Origin of the sequence: Limnothrix redekei LRLZ20PSL1 (assembly GCF_043235035.1) — a bacterium.
In the GTDB taxonomy this organism is placed as follows: domain Bacteria; phylum Cyanobacteriota; class Cyanobacteriia; order CACIAM-69d; family CACIAM-69d; genus CACIAM-69d.
In genome coordinates this window covers 38,261-56,356 of the sequence record NZ_JAZAQF010000050.1, presented here as the reverse complement: position 1 = coordinate 56,356, position 18,096 = coordinate 38,261, and the positions used below count along the sequence as shown (strand labels likewise).

The 18,096-nt window shown below is 56.3% G+C and carries 14 protein-coding genes, 2 tRNA genes and 1 pseudogene; 7 read left to right on the top strand and 10 right to left on the bottom strand.

The annotated features are described in order from the left end of the window. Both VPK24_RS08770 and VPK24_RS08765 read left to right on the top strand, forming a co-directional pair. Positions 1–109 (top strand): annotated as a pseudogene (locus VPK24_RS08770) (IS5/IS1182 family transposase); the annotation flags it as partial. A 112-nt stretch (positions 110–221) separates the two neighbouring features. Next, positions 222–308: transfer RNA gene (locus VPK24_RS08765), tRNA-Ser, on the top strand. A 122-nt stretch (positions 309–430) separates the two neighbouring features. Here the strand turns inward: VPK24_RS08765 and VPK24_RS08760 are convergent. Continuing rightward, positions 431–1,603: a response regulator gene (locus VPK24_RS08760; protein ID WP_393012225.1), complete on the bottom strand. Its 1,173-nt coding sequence runs from the start codon at positions 1,601–1,603 to the stop codon at positions 431–433. Positions 1,604–2,669: 1,066 nt separating this feature from the next. On the opposite strand from VPK24_RS08760, the gene VPK24_RS08755 reads away from it, so the two are divergent. Beyond that, positions 2,670–3,035 (top strand): VOC family protein, encoded by a 366-nt coding sequence (locus VPK24_RS08755; RefSeq protein ID WP_393012223.1) that lies wholly within the window; start codon positions 2,670–2,672, stop codon positions 3,033–3,035. Between the two features lie 192 nt (positions 3,036–3,227). Here VPK24_RS08755 and VPK24_RS08750 read toward each other — a convergent pair. Then, positions 3,228–3,299 (bottom strand) — tRNA-Thr (locus VPK24_RS08750). Between the two features lie 368 nt (positions 3,300–3,667). Between VPK24_RS08750 and VPK24_RS08745 the strand changes: the two genes are divergently transcribed. Further along, positions 3,668–6,988 (top strand): DEAD/DEAH box helicase, encoded by a 3,321-nt coding sequence (locus tag VPK24_RS08745; RefSeq protein WP_393012221.1) that lies wholly within the window; start codon positions 3,668–3,670, stop codon positions 6,986–6,988. A gap of 477 nt (positions 6,989–7,465) precedes the next feature. Here the strand turns inward: VPK24_RS08745 and VPK24_RS08740 are convergent, their stop codons facing one another. From VPK24_RS08740 to VPK24_RS08730, 3 genes are all read right to left on the bottom strand, one after another. Then, positions 7,466–7,942 carry a tellurite resistance TerB family protein gene (locus VPK24_RS08740; RefSeq protein WP_393012219.1) on the bottom strand — a complete coding sequence of 159 codons (477 nt, stop codon included), beginning with the start codon at positions 7,940–7,942 and terminating at the stop codon, positions 7,466–7,468. A gap of 195 nt (positions 7,943–8,137) precedes the next feature. Continuing rightward, positions 8,138–9,658: a signal recognition particle protein gene (ffh, locus tag VPK24_RS08735; RefSeq protein ID WP_393012233.1), complete on the bottom strand. Its 1,521-nt coding sequence runs from the start codon at positions 9,656–9,658 to the stop codon at positions 8,138–8,140. A 176-nt stretch (positions 9,659–9,834) separates the two neighbouring features. Next, positions 9,835–10,524, bottom strand: a complete 690-nt coding sequence (locus VPK24_RS08730) for a phosphate-starvation-inducible PsiE family protein (RefSeq protein WP_393012217.1) — start codon at positions 10,522–10,524, stop codon at positions 9,835–9,837. Positions 10,525–10,760: 236 nt separating this feature from the next. Here VPK24_RS08730 and VPK24_RS08725 point away from each other — a divergent pair, with 236 nt between their 5' ends. After that, the gene (locus tag VPK24_RS08725; RefSeq protein WP_393012215.1) at positions 10,761–11,855 is read left to right on the top strand and encodes an RluA family pseudouridine synthase; all 1,095 of its coding nucleotides are present in this window, start codon (positions 10,761–10,763) and stop codon (positions 11,853–11,855) included. 148 nt (positions 11,856–12,003) lie between these two features. Here VPK24_RS08725 and nuoK read toward each other — a convergent pair whose 3' ends face one another. The 4 genes from nuoK to nuoH all read right to left on the bottom strand — a co-directional run bounded on the left by nuoK (position 12,004) and on the right by nuoH (position 15,104). After that, entirely contained in the window at positions 12,004–12,309 is a 306-nt protein-coding gene (gene nuoK / locus VPK24_RS08720) for an NADH-quinone oxidoreductase subunit NuoK (protein ID WP_393012213.1), read from the bottom strand. Between the two features lie 145 nt (positions 12,310–12,454). Further along, positions 12,455–13,054, bottom strand: coding sequence for an NADH-quinone oxidoreductase subunit J (locus VPK24_RS08715; protein ID WP_393012211.1), 600 nt, complete (start codon positions 13,052–13,054; stop codon positions 12,455–12,457). Positions 13,055–13,160: 106 nt separating this feature from the next. Continuing rightward, complete coding sequence (ndhI, locus tag VPK24_RS08710; RefSeq protein WP_393012209.1) at positions 13,161–13,760, bottom strand: NAD(P)H-quinone oxidoreductase subunit I; 600 nt, start codon at positions 13,758–13,760, stop codon at positions 13,161–13,163. Between the two features lie 225 nt (positions 13,761–13,985). Then, positions 13,986–15,104, bottom strand: a complete 1,119-nt coding sequence (gene nuoH / locus VPK24_RS08705) for an NADH-quinone oxidoreductase subunit NuoH (RefSeq protein ID WP_393012231.1) — start codon at positions 15,102–15,104, stop codon at positions 13,986–13,988. A gap of 335 nt (positions 15,105–15,439) precedes the next feature. Between nuoH and VPK24_RS08700 the strand changes: the two genes are divergently transcribed. Then, on the top strand, positions 15,440–16,549 hold the full coding sequence (locus VPK24_RS08700) for a RuBisCO accumulation factor 1 (RefSeq protein ID WP_393012207.1): 1,110 nt from the start codon (positions 15,440–15,442) through the stop codon (positions 16,547–16,549). Positions 16,550–16,772: 223 nt separating this feature from the next. On the opposite strand, the gene VPK24_RS08695 is transcribed toward VPK24_RS08700, so the two are convergent. Further along, entirely contained in the window at positions 16,773–17,792 is a 1,020-nt protein-coding gene (locus tag VPK24_RS08695; RefSeq protein WP_393012205.1) for a DUF1565 domain-containing protein, read from the bottom strand. 52 nt (positions 17,793–17,844) lie between these two features. Between VPK24_RS08695 and VPK24_RS08690 the strand changes: the two genes are divergently transcribed. Then, entirely contained in the window at positions 17,845–18,057 is a 213-nt protein-coding gene (locus tag VPK24_RS08690) for a hypothetical protein (protein WP_393012203.1), read from the top strand. Positions 18,058–18,096 lie beyond the last annotated feature (39 nt).

Below are 18,096 nucleotides of genomic sequence, written 5' to 3'. Positions count from 1 at the left end.
GCGATTTCGGATCTTCTCAGGACGCTATCGCAATCGTCGTCGCCGTTTTGGCTTGAGGCTTCATCTGCTGGCCGGGTTGCTCAACTACCAGGCAACACATCCAATTTGATTCGTGCAAGAGGTCTAAAGACCCAACCCCAGCGCAATCAGAGCTTTCGGCAGACCAGCGCAAAACAATTTGCAAATTGCGGCATTGCTGCTAATATTAACTTCGCTTACCTGGAGAGGTGGCAGAGCGGTTGAATGCGCTTGACTCGAAATCAAGTTTGGCGGCAACGTCAACGGGGGTTCGAATCCCCCCCTCTCCGTCGGAGACAGGAAACGATCGCAAACCAAGACCGAGCGATCGTTTTTTTGTCGCTCCCCAATTTTGTCGCTCCCCAATTTTTGAAACCTGGCTCTGCGCGGAAGCCGAGGACTGTTTCGATCGCTAGTGGGCCACCACTTGGTTCTGTTGATGGCGCTTTAGGGCTGTGAGCACCTTGGCAGAAGTGACCGGTTTGCTGACAAAACTGCTTGCGCCTGAAAGTTTGGCCCTTGCTCGATCGAACAACCCATCCGCACTCGTTAACATCACGATCGACGTGTGGCTAAGCTGTTGCACGCGCCGCAACTGAGCACAAAGCTCGTGCCCATTAATCACCGGCATCACCACATCCAAAAACACCACATCGGGCTTGGCTTCAATCACCCTGGGCAGCGCCGCCAAGGGTTCAAAACAGCCTAAAAACTGGTGGCCATTTCCAATCACTATTTTTTCAATTTTTTCGCAGATTTTGGGATCATCATCCACACAAACCACCTTTAAGGAAAAGCTAGCCTGCGGCGCTTGGTGGCTCATTTCCAAGTCCGGTAACTCAACCACCGCTAGCTGTTTGCGTTGCCAGAGGAGCTGAAACACCTTAAGTACGCCCCCCAAGTTGGCATAGTTAGGATCCAGCTTGGCCACAATGTCCCAGAAGGTGCGCTTACCGTCCAACAGGGGAGCCAGGGTCATGGTGGTGGAGGTGTCGGCGGCGGTTTCATTGCCCGGGAGATAGATCCAGCCCCGATCGGCCCACAGCGGATTGAAGGGCAATCGTTGCCAATGGCGCTGCAGATTGTAGGCACGGGTGAGGGCTTCGCCCATCAAGGCAGAGGAAAGAGGCAGGTTAGCGTGAATGGGATCGATCGGCTGGGCAGTCCACTGAAAACGCGCTGAGGCTTGGTCAACCACAAAAAACACCTCGATCGCCGCCTGCATCACGATCGCTTGGGCCCGCTCGATCGTCAACAACTCCTCCGCCAGCGCCTGCTCCAGGCAACGCACTTCCCAAAGGGGATCACTCAAATTCTGCTTCGTGGCTGCTACCAACCCATTCCATCCCTCGCGCGCCTGCGGCTCCGTGCGCAGCTTGATCGCCCGCTGCAACCGTCGCAGCCGATGGCGACTGCCCGTACACCAGGCCAGCCGCCCCCGATAGAGCCAAATTTGCCAACCATGTCGATCCACCTCCACGCCCAGGTAACCCGTTGCCTGTTGTCGATAGGCCAGCAATAGAAATGAACGCAGTTGCGAGTCATGAAAGTTTTCTGGCATGGCCTTGAGGAAGTTTTCTGGCATGGCCCTGAGGGATCAATGTCCAACTTGGTGAATACGGAAACCCCGTCGGCAAGCTTTTTAGTGAGTACTTTTATAAAGACACTGAGGTTATCAAACAGAAATTATCAAACAATAATCATTTCACAACATCTCAGAATTTTCTAGCCTGCCCTGGGGATGAGTCTGAACAACCTTAAATTAGCTCTGTGAATTAGCCCTACCTTGGCTGATCCACTTCCTTCAATTGGCACAATTTCTTTCAATTGGCGAAATCTGACTCACGAAGCTTAGCAACCTTGCTCAACTCATTCATTCATTTCGCTATGATTGATGTCGCTATGGTTCAGATCTTGATTTTTGTCATAGTCATAATGAGTTGTAGATCATGATTGACAACATCTCCAGCGATCGCCGCTACAATAGTCAGTAGATGGCAAAGCAGAAGACTGAGTTAGTCATGAAGGCCATCGACAACACTGTTCAAATCCCAAGTTTCAGCCCTAAACCTCAGCCAGATCATTTCAGCCCGTTCTGGACGATTTTGGCTTGTTTAGGCTGAATGATTGAATTATTCATGGTTTTTATCAACCCAATAACGCTGCTTAATTGGGCAGATGGTTTGTGGGTAACCAATGACTAATCAATCTTTGCACTCCCTGATGTCTTATTCCGAACCCGTTACCAGTTCCCTACCAATTCTGGAGATCGTCTCCCAAAAATTCAAGCGCTTGAGGGTAATTGTCTGACGGCTAGTTAGCCTCAGGGGAAAAAGCACAGCCCCGGAAAATTCCTCGCGGTCACTGAGTATTTTGGAGAATGGTCTCATGAGAAATTGGTACATTGGTACGACCCATCCCATCCTAGAGCAAAATGCTAGGCGGCTGTCATTCAAACCTTGTTTTGGTGGCTCGGATTTTCCAATGAATTCAGCCTCAAAATTACCAAATTTGTTCAATAACATCCCTAAATTAACACTGCGTCAAATCAACCTGATGCTGATGTCATGGGCTGTTATGGAACAGTGACGGCCTGATTTGCGTGATTTCACCGAGAAGTTTTTCACTGAGAAATTTTGGGTAACAGAACGATGCAACTAAAACGCTTAGGACATGTGGCGATCTGTGTTCAGGATATTGCCAAGGCCGTGGAATTCTACAGGGACTTGGGGATGGAGGTGGCCTGGCAAGATCGAGATTGGGCCTACCTGAAGGCAGGTGAAGATGGGTTGGCGTTGCTGAGTCCAGAATATGACCAAGCGGGGCCGCACTTTGGCTTCATTTTTGACCAACGGGCTGAGATGGAAGCGGCTTACGAGGAGTTGCAAGCGAAGGGAGTTTATGTGACGAAGGTGCATGAACACCGAGACGGCACGGCTTCGTTTTATGGTCGTGATTTGGATGGCAACTGGTTTGAGTATCTCTATGAACCAGCGCCAGTGCCAGCGGCAGTCTAATTCGCGGGTTGCGCGATTATGATGGCTGCGGGGGAGATGGGCGTTGTGCTGAATCTGTCCATCTCCTCTGTGTTTCTAATTGAGCGATCGGGGCGGGGTTTCCCTAACTTGAAAGCTCAAAAATTTGGACAGTGGCAAGTTCAAGCTACTGCCTAAAAGACCCTTTAAACCTAACGCTAACTGGCATCTGAAAGCCGGTGAGGGGATTTGAACCCCTGACCGCTCGATTACGAATCGAGTGCTCTACCACTGAGCTACACCGGCTTGCCCCAAAAGGCGCTTAAAGAGTATAGCAGCATTGGCCCAAATGGCTACAAATCGCAAGAAGAATTTTTCTGGTTTCCCAGGGCGCTGGTTGCAACGGCTGTGGTGAACCGGGCGATCGCGCGGTGGGGTGTGTTAGGGGTTGGGTCGTGGGGGGCAATTAACCCGATCACCCAATGAATGACTCCCGATCGCCCAATGAATGACTCCCGATCGCCCGAAATGCGGCATCGGCCCCAATTTATCCGACAATTAAGCACTGCCTTTTCCGTTAACGTTTTGAACTCCCTGTTGCAGCTCAGCGGGGAGGGCTAGGCAATGGGCTGATGGCGATTTTGTTCTGTTAAGTCGGGGGTGATGAGGCGCTCATGGCGGTTTTACATGGTAGCTGGCAACTGGGAGAGCAGGCTTTGTTTCTGTGGGCAGAGGCCTGGAAACCGACGGTTGGGAAGCCGCCGACCCAGTGGCAGGTGCCGGATCACCCCCGATCGCTCTCGGCAAAGGAATTGAAAGCTTGGTTGCCCACGTTGGTGGAAAGCGGTTGCTTGAAGCCGGGGGCGATCGAGCGGTTGAAGGATTGGTCTGCCAAATGGCGGGCGATCGGGCTGCCCACGTTGCGCGGCAACGGGACTCCCCTGCTGGCGGGAGCGACGGTGGAGCCAGAACAGTTTGATCGCCTGGAAATTAATCTTTGGTGGGTGGAAGGGCTTTGGGTTCCGGCGGCGCTGGTGCCTGATTTGTTGCAGGGATTGCCCTTGGCGGCCGATGAAACGCCGATCGCGGGCGATTTGCGCTTTTGGAGCCATGTGGCTCGCTGGGGGCTGGATTTGGTGGCCCGGGCCAAGGCAGTGCCCACCCTTGCGCCGACGGCGGAGGGGGTTGCCCGATCGCGCTGGCAACCGCTGTTGGAAGGGGCAGTGGATCGATCGCGCCTGGAGCACTTTACGCAACAGATGCCCAGTAGTTGCCGATTTTTTCAAACCCTGGAGCGACCGGTGGAGCAGCGGGCGACGGCCAGCAATGCCCGATCGCTCCGAGGCTCTAGCGGCCCCGTGCGGATCACCACGTTTCAGCCCATTTCGATGCAACTACCGGCCGTGCCTGCGGCGCTGCTGTCGGACTTTTTGGGCGAAATGGTCGATGCCCGACTGCGGGCGACGGCGGCCACGCTGCCCTTGCCCGGTGAGCGGCGTGTGGGGGGGCGAGGAGCAGCCCGAGGTGGTCTGACCACTGCGATCGGGTTGCCGCCCGTGGCCCGCGATTGGTTGAGCGCATTGGGCCAAGCCAATGGCACTTGCCAAAGCGCCCTGGCGGAGTTGGTGCCCCTGGCGCGGAGTTTGCAAACTTGGTTAACCCCCCTGGCGATCGATCCGGCCACCATTGCCGGGTTCTGTGCGGCGTTCCGGTTGCACCCGCCCCAGCCCTCGGCCGATCGCTGGTATTTGGAATATGGCCTCCAGTCGATCGATCAAGCAGGGGTTTGGATTCCAGCTCAACAGGTGTGGCGATTCCCGGTGGAGCGATTGCAATCGGGCGATCGGGTGGTGAATCGGCCCCAGGAAACCCTGTTGCGGGGTTTAGGGCTGGCGGCGCGCCTCTTTCCTGCCCTGGAAGCCACCTTGGATTTACCGATGCCCAGCGGCTGCGAGCTATCGGCCGTGGAAGCCTATCAATTCGTGCGGCTCTATGCCCAACGATTCCAAGACAACGGCTTAGGAGCCTTGTTACCCGCCAGCCTACGGAATCAAACCAGTTACCGCCTGGGGGTGCGGTTGCTGGCCGGCGATCCCCTCACCACCGATCGCCCCAACTTGGGTCTGCGCAATTTGCTGAACTTCCGCTGGGAACTGTCCTTGGGCGATCGGGCCCTCAGTGCCCAGGACTTTGAAACCCTGCTGGCGAAGACAGACCTCGACACCATGCCCCTAGTGGAAATTGGGGGCGAGTGGGTGGAACTACGGCCGCACGAAGTACGTGCCGCCCGGGACTTTTTGGCCAAGCGCCAGGGAAACCTAAACCTCACGCTGGATGAGGCCCTGCGGATTACGACCGGAGAGAACGCCACGATCGACAAGTTGCCTGTGGTGCAATTTGAATCCTCGGGCACAGTGGCGGAGTTAATGAACGCCTTGGGCGATCGCGCGGCCATTGAACCTGTGATCACGCCCCCGAAATTCCAAGGTCAACTGCGCCCTTACCAAGAACGCGGCGTAGCCTGGTTGTCCTTTTTGGAGCGTTGGGGTCTGGGGGCCTGTTTGGCGGACGACATGGGCTTGGGTAAAACCCCCAGCACGATCGCCTTCCTGTTGCATTTGCGCGATCGCGCGGCCCTAGTTGGGCCCGTCCTGCTGGTTTGTCCCACCTCCGTTCTGGGGAACTGGCAACGGGAATTGGCGAAATTTGCCCCCGATTTGCGTGTGTTGCTGCACCATGGCGATCGCCGCTTGAAGGGCAAGGCCCTGGCACGGGCCGCCGAAGACCTGGACGTGGTGCTGATCAGCTATTCCCTGGTGTTTCGGGATGAAATGACCCTCCAGGCCGTGCCTTGGTGTGGCATTGTGCTGGACGAAGCCCAAAACATTAAGAATGCGGAATCCAAGCAATCCCAAGCCGTGAAGCGCTTGGCGGCCGTTGCCGACGACGACAGCAGCGAGGAACCGCGTCCCGTGCCCTTCCGCATTGCCCTGACCGGGACTCCCGTGGAAAATCGCCTAGCGGAACTATGGTCAATCATGGACTTCCTGAATCCAGGCTATTTGGGAACCCAGACTTTCTTTCAGCGCCGGTTTGCCACCCCGATCGAGCGATTTGGAGATGGCGCTTCCCTGCAAACCCTGCGATCGCTCGTTCAGCCCTTTATTTTGCGTCGCCTCAAAACCGACAAAACCATCATTCAAGACCTGCCCGAAAAGCAAGAATTCAACCTGTTCTGTGGCCTTTCCGCCAGCCAAGCGGAACGCTATCAAGCCTTGGTGGACGAAGCCCTGGCCGCGATCGAATCCAGCGACGGGATCCAGCGACGGGGGCAAATTTTGGCCCTGTTGGTGAAGCTGAAGCAGGTCTGCAACTACCCCGCCCTGGTGGGAGGCGAAGGGGAACCGGAACCGAGCGATCGGGCCCCGAAGCTGGTTCCCACCGAGTCGCCCAAATTGCAGCGGTTGGGCGAAATGCTCGAAGAAGTGGTGGCCGAGGGCGATCGGGCCTTGATTTTCACCCAATTTGCCCGTTGGGGCCATTGGATGCACGCCTATCTGCAACAGCATTTGGGACGGGACGTGCTGTTCCTGCATGGTGGCACTCCCCAAAAGCAGCGCGACACCATGGTTGAACGCTTTCAAAACGATCCCCAATCACCGCCCATCTTTATCCTGTCCCTCAAAGCCGGCGGCACGGGCTTGAACCTGACTCGGGCTAACCACGTGTTTCACTTCGATCGCTGGTGGAATCCCGCCGTGGAAAACCAAGCAACCGATCGCGCTTTCCGGATTGGGCAAACCCGCAACGTTCAGGTTCACAAATTCATCTGCACCGGCACACTGGAAGAGAAAATTCACGACCTGCTCGAAAGCAAAAAAGTCCTCGCGGAGCAGATTGTGGGAACCGGCGAAACCTGGCTCGGAGATTTGGACACCGATGCCCTGCGGGATCTGCTGCTGCTCGATCGAGCGGCCATCATCGAAGATCGCTAAATTCCAAAATCTCAGTCAAAACAAGAGCGCCACCCATCTGGGCAGCGCTCTTGTTCAAATTGAGGGCGGGATTTATATGAATGATTCCCTGCTTGCCCGAGAGCGAAGTCTATTGGTGAAGGGTCTTTAAACAGTACGAGCTGAACCCCATTGAGCTGGTACCTAACGGGGCAAAATCCCCACAGGTTGAATGAACAAGGGCCTTTATTTGGGTGACCCCTTTTTATCTGAAAACCAGTTTTCCATGAAGTGGAGTAACTGGGAAAATTCCTCAATTTTTCTTTAAAATCTCCTGAACCGCCCTTGGAGCAAACCCTTCAAACCGGCGGGTTTCCCGAAATTCAGACAGATGGTATCAATTTTGCCTTCATCTAAATCGCAAAAGGCCTGCCCTGAGGGAAGAGCAGGCCCGGTTCATCCAGTGTTGCTAGGCAGAGGTTGAGATGAGTTGGAAGGCTAGCTGAGGGGAACCAATCCCTAGGCTTCCTCTTCCTCCTCGTCTTCCTCAAAGTCCTCTTCATCGCTGAAGAGAGCCTCGACGATTTCGTTGGCACGCTCGTCAGAAACGCCCAGCGCCGTTTGCAACTCGTTTAGGTAGTCTTCTTCTGATTCGGGGACTTCGCCATCGGCGGCCACAATCAGAATGGCAGTGATTAGGGCAATTTCTGCCAAATCTTCATTTTGGGTGACCACTGCCAAGGCACTGCCCAGGAGGGTCTGCGCATCGGAGGCTTCCGACGCTGCAACCACTTTATCGACGATCTCGACGAGTTCGTCATCGGAATAGTCTTCAAACAGTTCAAATTCCGCTGCAACATCGGCCAGCAATTCGGCCTCGATGTCTTCGACGGACTCATCAACGATCATGGTGATTAACCCGATCGCAATGATTGCCTCTTCAGGTGTTAAATCAATCAGATCGGAATCCGCTTTCGCAGGCAGATGACGAGGCATAAAAACGTCCTAGTCTCTCAAAAGTTTGGAAATACTGAGGCGCAATCGAGCGGCTTTGGCCGGCAACCACAGCCCCAAGCTAATTTTTCTGATTGGGGATGTCAAGCAAATTGCGAATCATCCCCGAAGGTAAGCACCGTTGGGGTTTGGTCAGTTGCAATGGGGGGCGATCGCCCTAGGCCGATCGGGCAAGGCCTACAGATCCGAGAACCCCTTCTTTTTCTTGCCGGGCTTTTTCTTCTTCTTGGTCGCGTTGGGATTGTTATAGCCTCGGAAGCCCGGTGCAGGCATTTGCCCCATCGGATTACCCAGACCCATGGGGTTACCGCCACCCATGCCGCCCATGCCGCCCATGCCGCCAAAGGGATTCATGCCCCCAAAGGGGTTCATGCCGCCCATGCCCGGGAAGCCCATTTGCCCCGATCCCAACTGCTGCATTAGGGTGCGCATCTTTTGGAAGTCAGACACCAGGCTGCTCACGTCCTCTTCCTTGAGGCCGGAGCCGCGAGCAATCCGGCGGCGGCGGCTGGGGGTGCTGGCCAACAGATCCGGGTTGCGGCGCTCTTCCAGGGTCATGGATTTAATGGCTGATTCGGCCACTTTGAGTCGGGCTTCCCCTTCCTCCAGGTGTTCGGCCTTGATTTTGCCGCCCAAGCCGGGGATCAGCTTCACCATACCCGCGAGCGATCCCATGCTCTTCATTAAGCGGGTTTGCTTCAGGAAGTCGTCAAAGTCGAATTGGGCCGTGAGGATTTTTTCCTGCATCTTGACCGCGTCGGACAAGTCCACGGCTTCCTGGGCTTTTTCCACCAGGGTCAGCACGTCGCCCATGCCCAAAATGCGGGAGGCCATCCGATCGGGATAGAAGGGTTGCAGGGCTTCGACCTTCTCGCCGGTTCCGATGAATTTGATCGGCTGGCCAGAAATTTGCCGAATCGAGAGGGCCGCCCCGCCCCGCGCGTCGCCGTCCATTTTGGTCAGGATCGCGCCTGTGATCCCCACCGCATCATTAAAGGCTTTGGTCAGGTTGGCGGCTTCCTGACCGATCATGGCATCCACCACCAACAGGATTTCGTGGGGTTGCACGGTGTCTTTGATTTGCACCAGCTCGCCCATCATCGCCTCGTCAATTTGCAGGCGACCGGCGGTGTCAATCAACACGGTGTCAAAGCCTTCGGCCTTGGCTTTTTCGACCCCTTGGCGGGCAATTTCCACGGGGCTGATCTCGGCTCCCAGATCGAAAACGGGGATGTCGATTTGTTTGCCGAGGGTTTTGAGCTGGTCGATCGCGGCGGGCCGGTACACGTCGGCGGCCACCATCAGGGTCGATCGCTTTTCCTTGCGCAGGTGTAGGGCCAGCTTGGCAGTGGCGGTGGTTTTTCCGGCCCCTTGCAAGCCGGCCATCAGCACGATCGTGGGGGCCGTTTCCGCTTGGGTGAGGGGTTCGTTGCTTTCACCCATCAAGGCGGCTAGTTCGTCGTAAACCACCTTGATGAACTGCTGGCCGGGGTTCACGCCGGAAACCACTTCAGCCCCTTGGGCCCGGGTTTCCACATCGGCAATGAACTGCTTGACCACTTGCAAGTTCACGTCGGCTTCTAGCAGTGCCCGCCGCACGTCCTTGAGCGCGTCTTGGATATTGGCACTGGAAATTTTGTCCTGGCCACGAAGTTTTTTCCAGGCGGATTCAAAGCGTTCGGCAAGAGCGTCAAACATGGGCAGGGCGCGTTCGGGTGAGTCGGGTCGATCGCGCCGGGTCGGGAGATGGGCAAGATCTGCCTCGATCGGCGCGGAGTTTTTCAGCGAGGGATTTAATGCGTATTGATGATAGCGCGGTGGGCGATCGCTCGCGGCCAGCACGACCGATCGAAAGCCTCCTTTTGAACGCCTCCCTAGGCCTGGGGCGGCGGCGGACTGGAGGATCCTGCGGGGCGATCGGGCCGTGCATCGGGGCCCAAGTCGGGAGTCACCGGATCCGCAACCATCTGGTCTACCACCATGGCGGCCGACGCGGGGCGATTTGTGATTGGTAGACGATCTGTTGGTTCATCTAAGAATTCATCAGGATCGTGATCGCCGGCATGATAAGGATTGATGGATGGCGGTTGCTGGTTGGCTTGTCGAATGAGCCAATAGCTGGCGGAAAGGGCCACGATGGCCAAACCCAGCCCAATTAGCTCTAGTCCGTCAATTTTGGATAGATCCAGGATGATAATTTTTCGGGCGACGGCGGTGAGAGAAGTCGCCACCACCAACTCCACTTGCACCACATGTTTGCGCAAATAGGCGGTGATGTTTTCTAGAATTTCTAGGGCAATGAGGATACTGAGCAGTGAGCCGAAGATCTCTTGCAGGGATGAGTTGAAAAAGCCCAGGGGCGATCGGAATAATTGCCCAGAAAGCAACAAAATTAAATCCACGGTTGCCACGATGATCACCATGATCGTGGCTAGGGACAGGGCCCGAGAAATGATCCCTTCAATGCCATCGGCCAGTTTCAAAAATTCCCGATCGTGATAGCTGGCCCGAATAATCCAACGTAGCAATCGATTGAGAGAAAAAGATTTAGCAGAACGGCGCATGGGAAATCTCAAAAAGTCAGGTTGAAAGTTAAGTTGAGCGTCAGGCTCAGTAACGGCCTAGCAATGGCTCAGAAGTTGAGTTAAACGTCATGTTCAGTAATAGCCTGGTCATCGCCCAGAAATAGATTCGCAAACTGTTTGATCAACCGTTTGCAGTAAAATGCCAAGCGCGATCGCGCTGTGGAGTTGAACCATTGGGCTACCCATCAGAATCATCATCCCCCGTTCCGAGTCCGGTGAGTGAACCTTGGACGGACGAAAAGGGTAATCCCCTGGATCCATCACGAAATCCAGCGCGAGACCCATTGCTCGATCCAGCGCTCGATCCGTCGGCAGATTCTGGGATGGATCTCACGGAACTGGAAGCGGAGGACGAAAGCAACTTGGCGATCTATGCCTGCACGGCCGATCGCTCGGAGCGGCTCGATCGCTTTCTGGCGGCTCAGTGGCCCAATTTGTCTCGATCGCGCTTTCAAAAGCTGATTGAAGCGGGCCAGGTGCAGGTGAATGATGCGCCCTGCACCAACAAGCATGGGGAGGTGAAATCGGGCGATCGCATTGTGGTGACCATTCCGCCCGATCGACCCCTGAGCTTGGAACCCCAGGCGATTCCGCTGGATATTTTGTATGAAGACTCACAGGTGATTGTGATTAACAAACCGGCGGGCATGGTGGTGCATCCGGCTCCGGGGCATCCGGACGGCACGATGGTGAATGCGCTCTTGGCCCACTGCAAAACCCTACCGGGGATGGAAATGCCGTCGATTAATGGCGTGCAGCGGCCGGGGGTAGTGCATCGGCTTGATCGGGACACCACGGGTGCAATTATGTTTGCCAAAACCGACTTGGCGAACCAACACCTACAAGCCCAGTTGCGCTACAAGGTGGCCCAACGCACCTATTTGGGGATTGTCTACGGCGCGCCTCGGGACGATCGGGGGGTGGTGGATCTGCCGATCGGGCGGCATCCAGTCGATCGCAAAAAACAGGCGATCGTCCCCGTTGAAAAGGGCGGCCGCAAGGCGATCACCCATTGGTTCATTGAAGAACGCTTGGGCAACTACACCCTAATTCGCTTTGAGCTGCAAACGGGTCGCACCCACCAAATCCGTGTCCACAGTGCCGAACTGGGCCACCCGATCGTGGGGGATCCGGTCTATGGCTCGGGCCGCAGCATTGGGGTTAATTTACCGGGACAGGCGCTCCATGCTTGGAGACTACGGTTTCAGCATCCCTTGAACTACGAATGGATCGATACGGAAGCGCCCTTACCGGAGCATTTCCAAACGCTGCTGGAGGTGCTGCGTCGTCGATCGGGGCCGGTGTTCTAGATTTCTGCTGAGGTTATGCTCCAAACAACAACAGGGACACGAATCGATCGCGCCCCTGCTGCTTTGCAAATTTGCCAGTATCGGAAAGCCCTTGAAATACTTGAAAATACTTGCAAATACTTACCAATCGTGATCAATCCAACTGGATTTACCACTTCAAAAGGTTGAATTGCTCCATGTCGATCGTGTCGCGGTTGCGGTAAATCGACAGGACGATTGCCAAACCCACAGCCGCTTCGGCCGCCGCGATCGTAATCACAAACACCGCGAACACCTGACCCTTGATCCCTTGGGGATCGAGATAGTTAGAAAAGGCCATCAGGTTCAAATTTACGGCGTTGAGCATCAGCTCGATCGACATCAACACCCGAATCGCATTTCGGCTGGTGACCAGGCCAAAAATTCCGGTGCAAAATAGCGCCACCGCTAATAGCAAAAAATATTCCAGTTGCATTGCTTGCTCCTGCTGAAAACTGCCTTGAAGTGCTGGGGCAAGGGGCTAAAGCCCCTTGTCTAGTTTGAGTGGGCAACTCGCGATCGATTAGCGATCAGTCGGCAGCCCCTTGTCTAATGGGGCTGGGCAACATGGGGCTGGGCAACTAGCGATCGGTGGCAGCCAATTCTTTCGGCCGCTCTGGCAACGCCAATTCCGTCTCCGTCGGTTGGCCCGTGGTTGGGTCATCCACCAGCAGATCGCGACGCGCCAGGACGATCGCCCCAATCATCGCCATCAGCAGCAACACCGAAGCCACCTCAAAGGGCAACAGATAATCGCTAAAGAAATGCTGGGCCAAGGTGACGATCGAGGATTCCACCGTTTGGAAATCCGTGGCCAACTGCCAAGGACTGGTCAGCACCACCGCCGCCAACAGGGCAAACAACCCCGCACAAACCAGCGCCGTCACCACCTGCCGCAGCAGGGCCCCGGCCGCCGGTACGTAGTCTTCGCGCTTGTTCACAAGCATCACCCCAAACAGGATCAGCACGTTCACCGCACCCACATAGACCAGAATTTGTGCCGCCGCCACGAAATCCGCATTCAGCAGCAAATATAGACCGGCCATGCTGATGAAGGTTAACCCCAGCAAAAAGGCCGAATAGACGATGTTGCCAGCCAGCACCACACCCAGGGCCGAACCCAGCATCATCAGGGCCAAAATTGCGAATGACCCCAGTTGTACGCTTTCGCCTAAATTCACCGTTACTTTCGCTCCGTAATTTCCCTACTTCTCAATCGCGATCGCTGGACTTATCCCAGGGTTAAGAGGCAAGGGGCTTAAGCCCCTTGTCTGGGCCTCGCGCCGCTTAAGCGTCGGGCTTGTCCTTTTCCAGGGTGGCCAGAATTTCTTCCGGGCGACTGCCGGCCCGTTGGGATCCGGCGGGCAAATCGTGGGGATCAATCACCCCAGAAGGCAAGTAGGCAAATTCCCGCAGCGGCGTAACCATCGGATCGTTCGTCACCTTGTAGGGCAAGCGGCCCAGGGCCACGCTGTCGAAGTTCAAATCGTGGCGATCGAAACTCGCCAGTTCGTATTCTTCCGTCATCGACAGGCAATTGGTGGGGCAATATTCCACGCAGTTACCGCAGAAAATGCAAACCCCGAAATCAATGCTGTAGCTCTTCAGTTCTTTCTTCTTGGTGGCTTTATTAAATTCGTAGTCCACCACGGGCAGGTTAATTGGGCAAACCCGCACGCAAACTTCGCAGGCAATGCACTTGTCAAATTCGTAGTGAATTCGACCCCGGTAACGCTCCGAAGGCACGAGCTTTTCGTAGGGATATTGCACCGTCACGGGGCGGCGCTGCATGTGGTCGAACGTCACCGACAGGCCTTGGCCGATGTATTTGGCCGCTTGGACTGCCTCGCCAGCATAGTCGCTGACTTTCTTGAGGAAGTTCAGCATGGTGTTTGCCTCTCTGTTAACAAGATTGCGGGTAACAAACGTTGGTTCGCGTTCAGTCAGTCCAACCTTGGGGCGGGCGGCGGGCCCGCCGGATCATTTCGCTGTTGCGCGTTTTGCTGTTGTGCGGTGCTTCCCGATCGCCCCCATCCGAACCCTTCGGGGATCTCTGAACGGTTCGGGTGCAAAGGGCGAAGCAATACGACGGATCTGGGGTTTTGGGCCCCGTTAGCCGCCGAAAAAGGCCGGGAAGCTGAGTTTCAGGGCCGCCGTCAGCAGCAAGTTAGCCAGAGCAACCGGCAACAGGAACTTCCAACCCAGGTTCAGCAATTGGTCAATCCGCACCCGGGGAACCGTCCAGCGCAGCAACACCGCCAAGAACACCAGCAGATAGGTCTTGAACAGCACCATCACAATGCCAAGGGCGGCGGCGATGATTTGCACCCAAGCGGTACTCAGATCCAAGCCCAGGGTTCCGGCCAACCAGTCGATCGAGACGGGCGATTCCCACCCCCCCAGGTACAGCACTGCCACCAGCAGCGCCGACAGGGTGAGGTTCACGTAAGACCCCAAATAGAACAGGGCAAACCGCATCCCGGCATATTCGGTTTGGTAGCCGGCCACCAATTCTTCTTCTGCTTCCGGCAAGTCAAAGGGCAAGCGTTCGCATTCCGCCAAGGCGGCGATCCAGAAGATGAGGAAGCCCAACGGTTGCCGCCAGACGTTCCAGCCCAGGATGCCGTAGCCCGATTGCTGATCCACGATGTCCACGGTACTCAGGGAGTTGGACATCATTACGATCGCCAACACGGCCAAGGCCAGGGGAATTTCGTAGCTAATCGATTGGGCAGCGGCCCGCAAGCCCCCCAGCAGGGAGTACTTATTGTTGGATGAATAGCCCGACATCAACAGCCCGATCGGGGCAATGCTGGAGAGGGCAATCCACAGGAACACCCCCAACCCCAGGTCGGTGATGTTCACGTTTTGGCCAAAGGGCACAATGATGTAAGACAAAAAGACGGGAACCACCACCAGCGCCGGCCCGATCGTGAACAGCCAAGGATCCGCCTTAGCCGGCACGATGTCTTCTTTAAATAGCAATTTCAGACCATCGGCGGCCGGTTGCAACACGCCGAGGGGCCCCGCATATTCGGGACCAACCCGCTGTTGGGCAGCGGCGGAAATTTTCCGTTCAAGCCATACGACGACGAGCACGCCGACGGTGGCGGTAATCAGCATCAGGAGCAGCGGCAGCGGAATCCACACGGCGCGGGCGAAATCGCCAGGCAGTCCGAAGTCGGCAAGCGCTTGCACGAAGCTGCTTTGGAGGTCGATTCCTTGGTTCATAGCTTCAGCGCGATGAGCGGGTCTGGAGGAAAGCCGGGCCGCGCGATCGCGGCAAGCCAGTGGGGGAAATTGAGCCAAAATTTCCAAGAGAAATTGCTCAAAATCACCCGAAATACGCTAGTGATAGAGGCTAGGCATAGATGTTCAGCGGGCTTTCCGTGCCTAGTATATCGTTGTACGAGAACGGGCCCCGTCTTCGATCGGCTGGGGCTGATTGGTTCTGCTGATACGCCCGATTGGCCTAGCATGGGCATCAGCGCGATCGCCCTGTCCATTGCCGCCCGGCACTCGCCACCGGGCCCATGGAGGCCAGGTTTGTCTTGTAGGTTTCCAGAATGACTGACTCGTTTCATCGTAACCCCTCCCAACCCTTTCAAGCGGCCAAGGCAGGTCTGGCTCCAGAGGAGGTTGACCGCCTGTTGTTGCAACTGCGGCGCAAGGAAGGATCGTGGGTCGAGTGGGGCCAAGCCTGCCAAAAGCTGCAACAAAGCGGCCTGGGGCCCCAAAAAATCTTTGAAGACACGGGCTTTGAGCCGATCCAACAAAACCAAGTCATTGTGGGGGCCCAGGTTTACCAAACCCTGCTGAAACTGGACGCGCCGGAGCCGGTGCAAGAGCACTTTGGGCGCAAGGGCAGCGACATTTTGTATGAAATGCGGGTTTTGTCCGAAGACGATCGCCTTTCGACGGCGGCCCTGGTGGTGGAGCGGGGGTTGGATTTTGATGAGGCCCGCGAGGTGGTGAAGGCCTTCAAGGAATTGACCTACCTGAAACAGCAGCCGGAAGGATTTGCGGAGTTGCCGGGGGATGCGCTGGCCTGGCAATGTTGGCGATCGGCCCGGCAGCAAGCGGATCTGCAAAGTCGATCGCGCCTGATTGCCAAGGGGTTGCGGTTTGCCCAAACGCCGGAAGCTCGGGCCCAACTGGAAAAGCTGCTGATGGACTTCACGGTGGTGGCTCCCAAGAGTGCCCCCCGAATGCCGGTTTATCGGATTGATTCCGACGAAGAGGAACCGCGCCTGCTGGCGGTGGCGGGCCAGTTGCCAATGCCCGTGGCGGCCTTGCGAGCGGTGCCCCTGATTGAGTCGGAAGGGCCCTTCGGCATGGTGCGGTTTTCGGGTGAGGGGGCTTGGGTGGCGCTGCCCAATTGGCAGGTGTTGCGCAATGCTGAAGACCCGATCGCCCTGTTGGCCTTGCCGGAACAGTTGCCGGCCGCCCTACCGGATGATCGCCCGGAATCAGTGATGCTGGTGATCGATCGAGCCGATCGCACTTGGCGGGATGATGCCTTTTTTGCGGTGGCCGACGGCGACGAAAACTTAGCCTTTGAATGGTTTGACGCGGAACCCGAGCGATCGCTCCTGGGTAAGCTGATTCTCGTCTTGCGGCCCAAGAAGGGTCTCGATCAAGACTACGCCAAAGAACTCTGGCAAGTGGATGAGTAGCGGTTTTTAGCAACAACTCATTTTGTTCAGTTACTTCACAAAGACACGCCATAACAATTCATACAAAAAGTCCGTAGCCAGCCTCAACAGCCATGCTACGGACTCAGTTCGGTTGCAAGGAAGAAACGAAAGCGAATGCTAAGTGCAGAACTCCTGAGCACAGAACGCTGATATTCAGTGCATTAGCTGATATTCAGTGCATCAACGGTCTTGCTGCGATCGCCTAGAGGCCAGAGACACGGCTGCGGCCCATTTGGTTGCCGATCGCACTGAAGGTGTTCCCCGTGGCGTTGTTCACCGCAAAGCGACCATTCCCCATAATGCGGTTGTTGCCCGGAGCCGTGCTGGTTCCCAGATCGGGGCGAGCGCGCAAAATCGCCACAATGCCATCCCGCCCGTTGTTTTCGATCGAGTTATTGCGCAACACCGGTCGCGCTTGGTCAGAAATCACCACGCCATCCTGGTTATTGACGATCGTGTTGTTCACCACCAACGGATTGGCCGTTCCCCCGATCGCCAGGCCAAAGCCCGTTGCTTGGAACCAGCTATCACGAATTTCCCCACCGGCCGCCCGCGTCAGCGCAATGCCATTCCCCTTGTTCTCATGGAACAGGCAGTTTTGAATCGTCGGTGCAGCGTTCCCGGTCACAAAAATGCCATCGCGGTGATTGCCCTTAAACACACTGCGGCGAATCACTGGGTTTGCAGACTCCACCCAAACGCCCGTGCCGCGCGTGTTGCCATTGGTGACGGTGATGCCACTCAGCACGGTGTTGCGTTGCACCCGCACCGCCGCGTTCTGGCGAGCAAAACTGGGGCTAATGAAGCTACCGCCCCCTTGAATGACCGTGTTTTTGCCCTCGGCGGCTTCATCACCTCGCAAAGTCACCCCTTCCGGAACCATCAGCGGAAACGTTTCACCCGTGGCGGCGCTATAGGTTCCCGGGGCCAACTGCACCACATCACCCGGCTGAGCTTGGCTGAGGGCGTAGGCGATGGTGCGGAAGGGGGCCCGCTGGCTACCGCTGGGGGCCATGTCCGTGCCCATGGCAGGGTTCACATGCAAGATGCGGGCATTGCTGGGCAGGGTGCTGGCGATCGGCTCGGGGCCGGCGGCTCGCACCGCTTCAGCGGCCATCAGCGGAGTTGCAACACCTTGCACCATCGGCAGAGCCAACAGCAGAGCCAGAATGGTTTGAGCCGAACGGGATTGGTAGATACCTTGGGGGCGCAGCATAGCCATAGGTCGTCTCTGATGGGGTGTGAAAGGAGCGATTGGATTTGAATCTCGTCTCTTGGGTTCAGATTCCCTGAGCAATTGCCAAATTCCGGAAGCCCTTGGCCAGTGGTGCGATCGCCACAGTTCCCCTATTCCACTCGCCCAATTGGCGCGGCGATCGATCCCCGTGCCAGCGCGGTTGGGCAATTCCGTCCCCGCCCGATCGCCCGGCCCCTTCAAAAAATGCCCCAAGCGGTTCCGGATTTTCCCTGGCAATCCAGAAGGATGAGGGTTAATCAACAAATCGCCAAATCCAGAGATCGCCAAA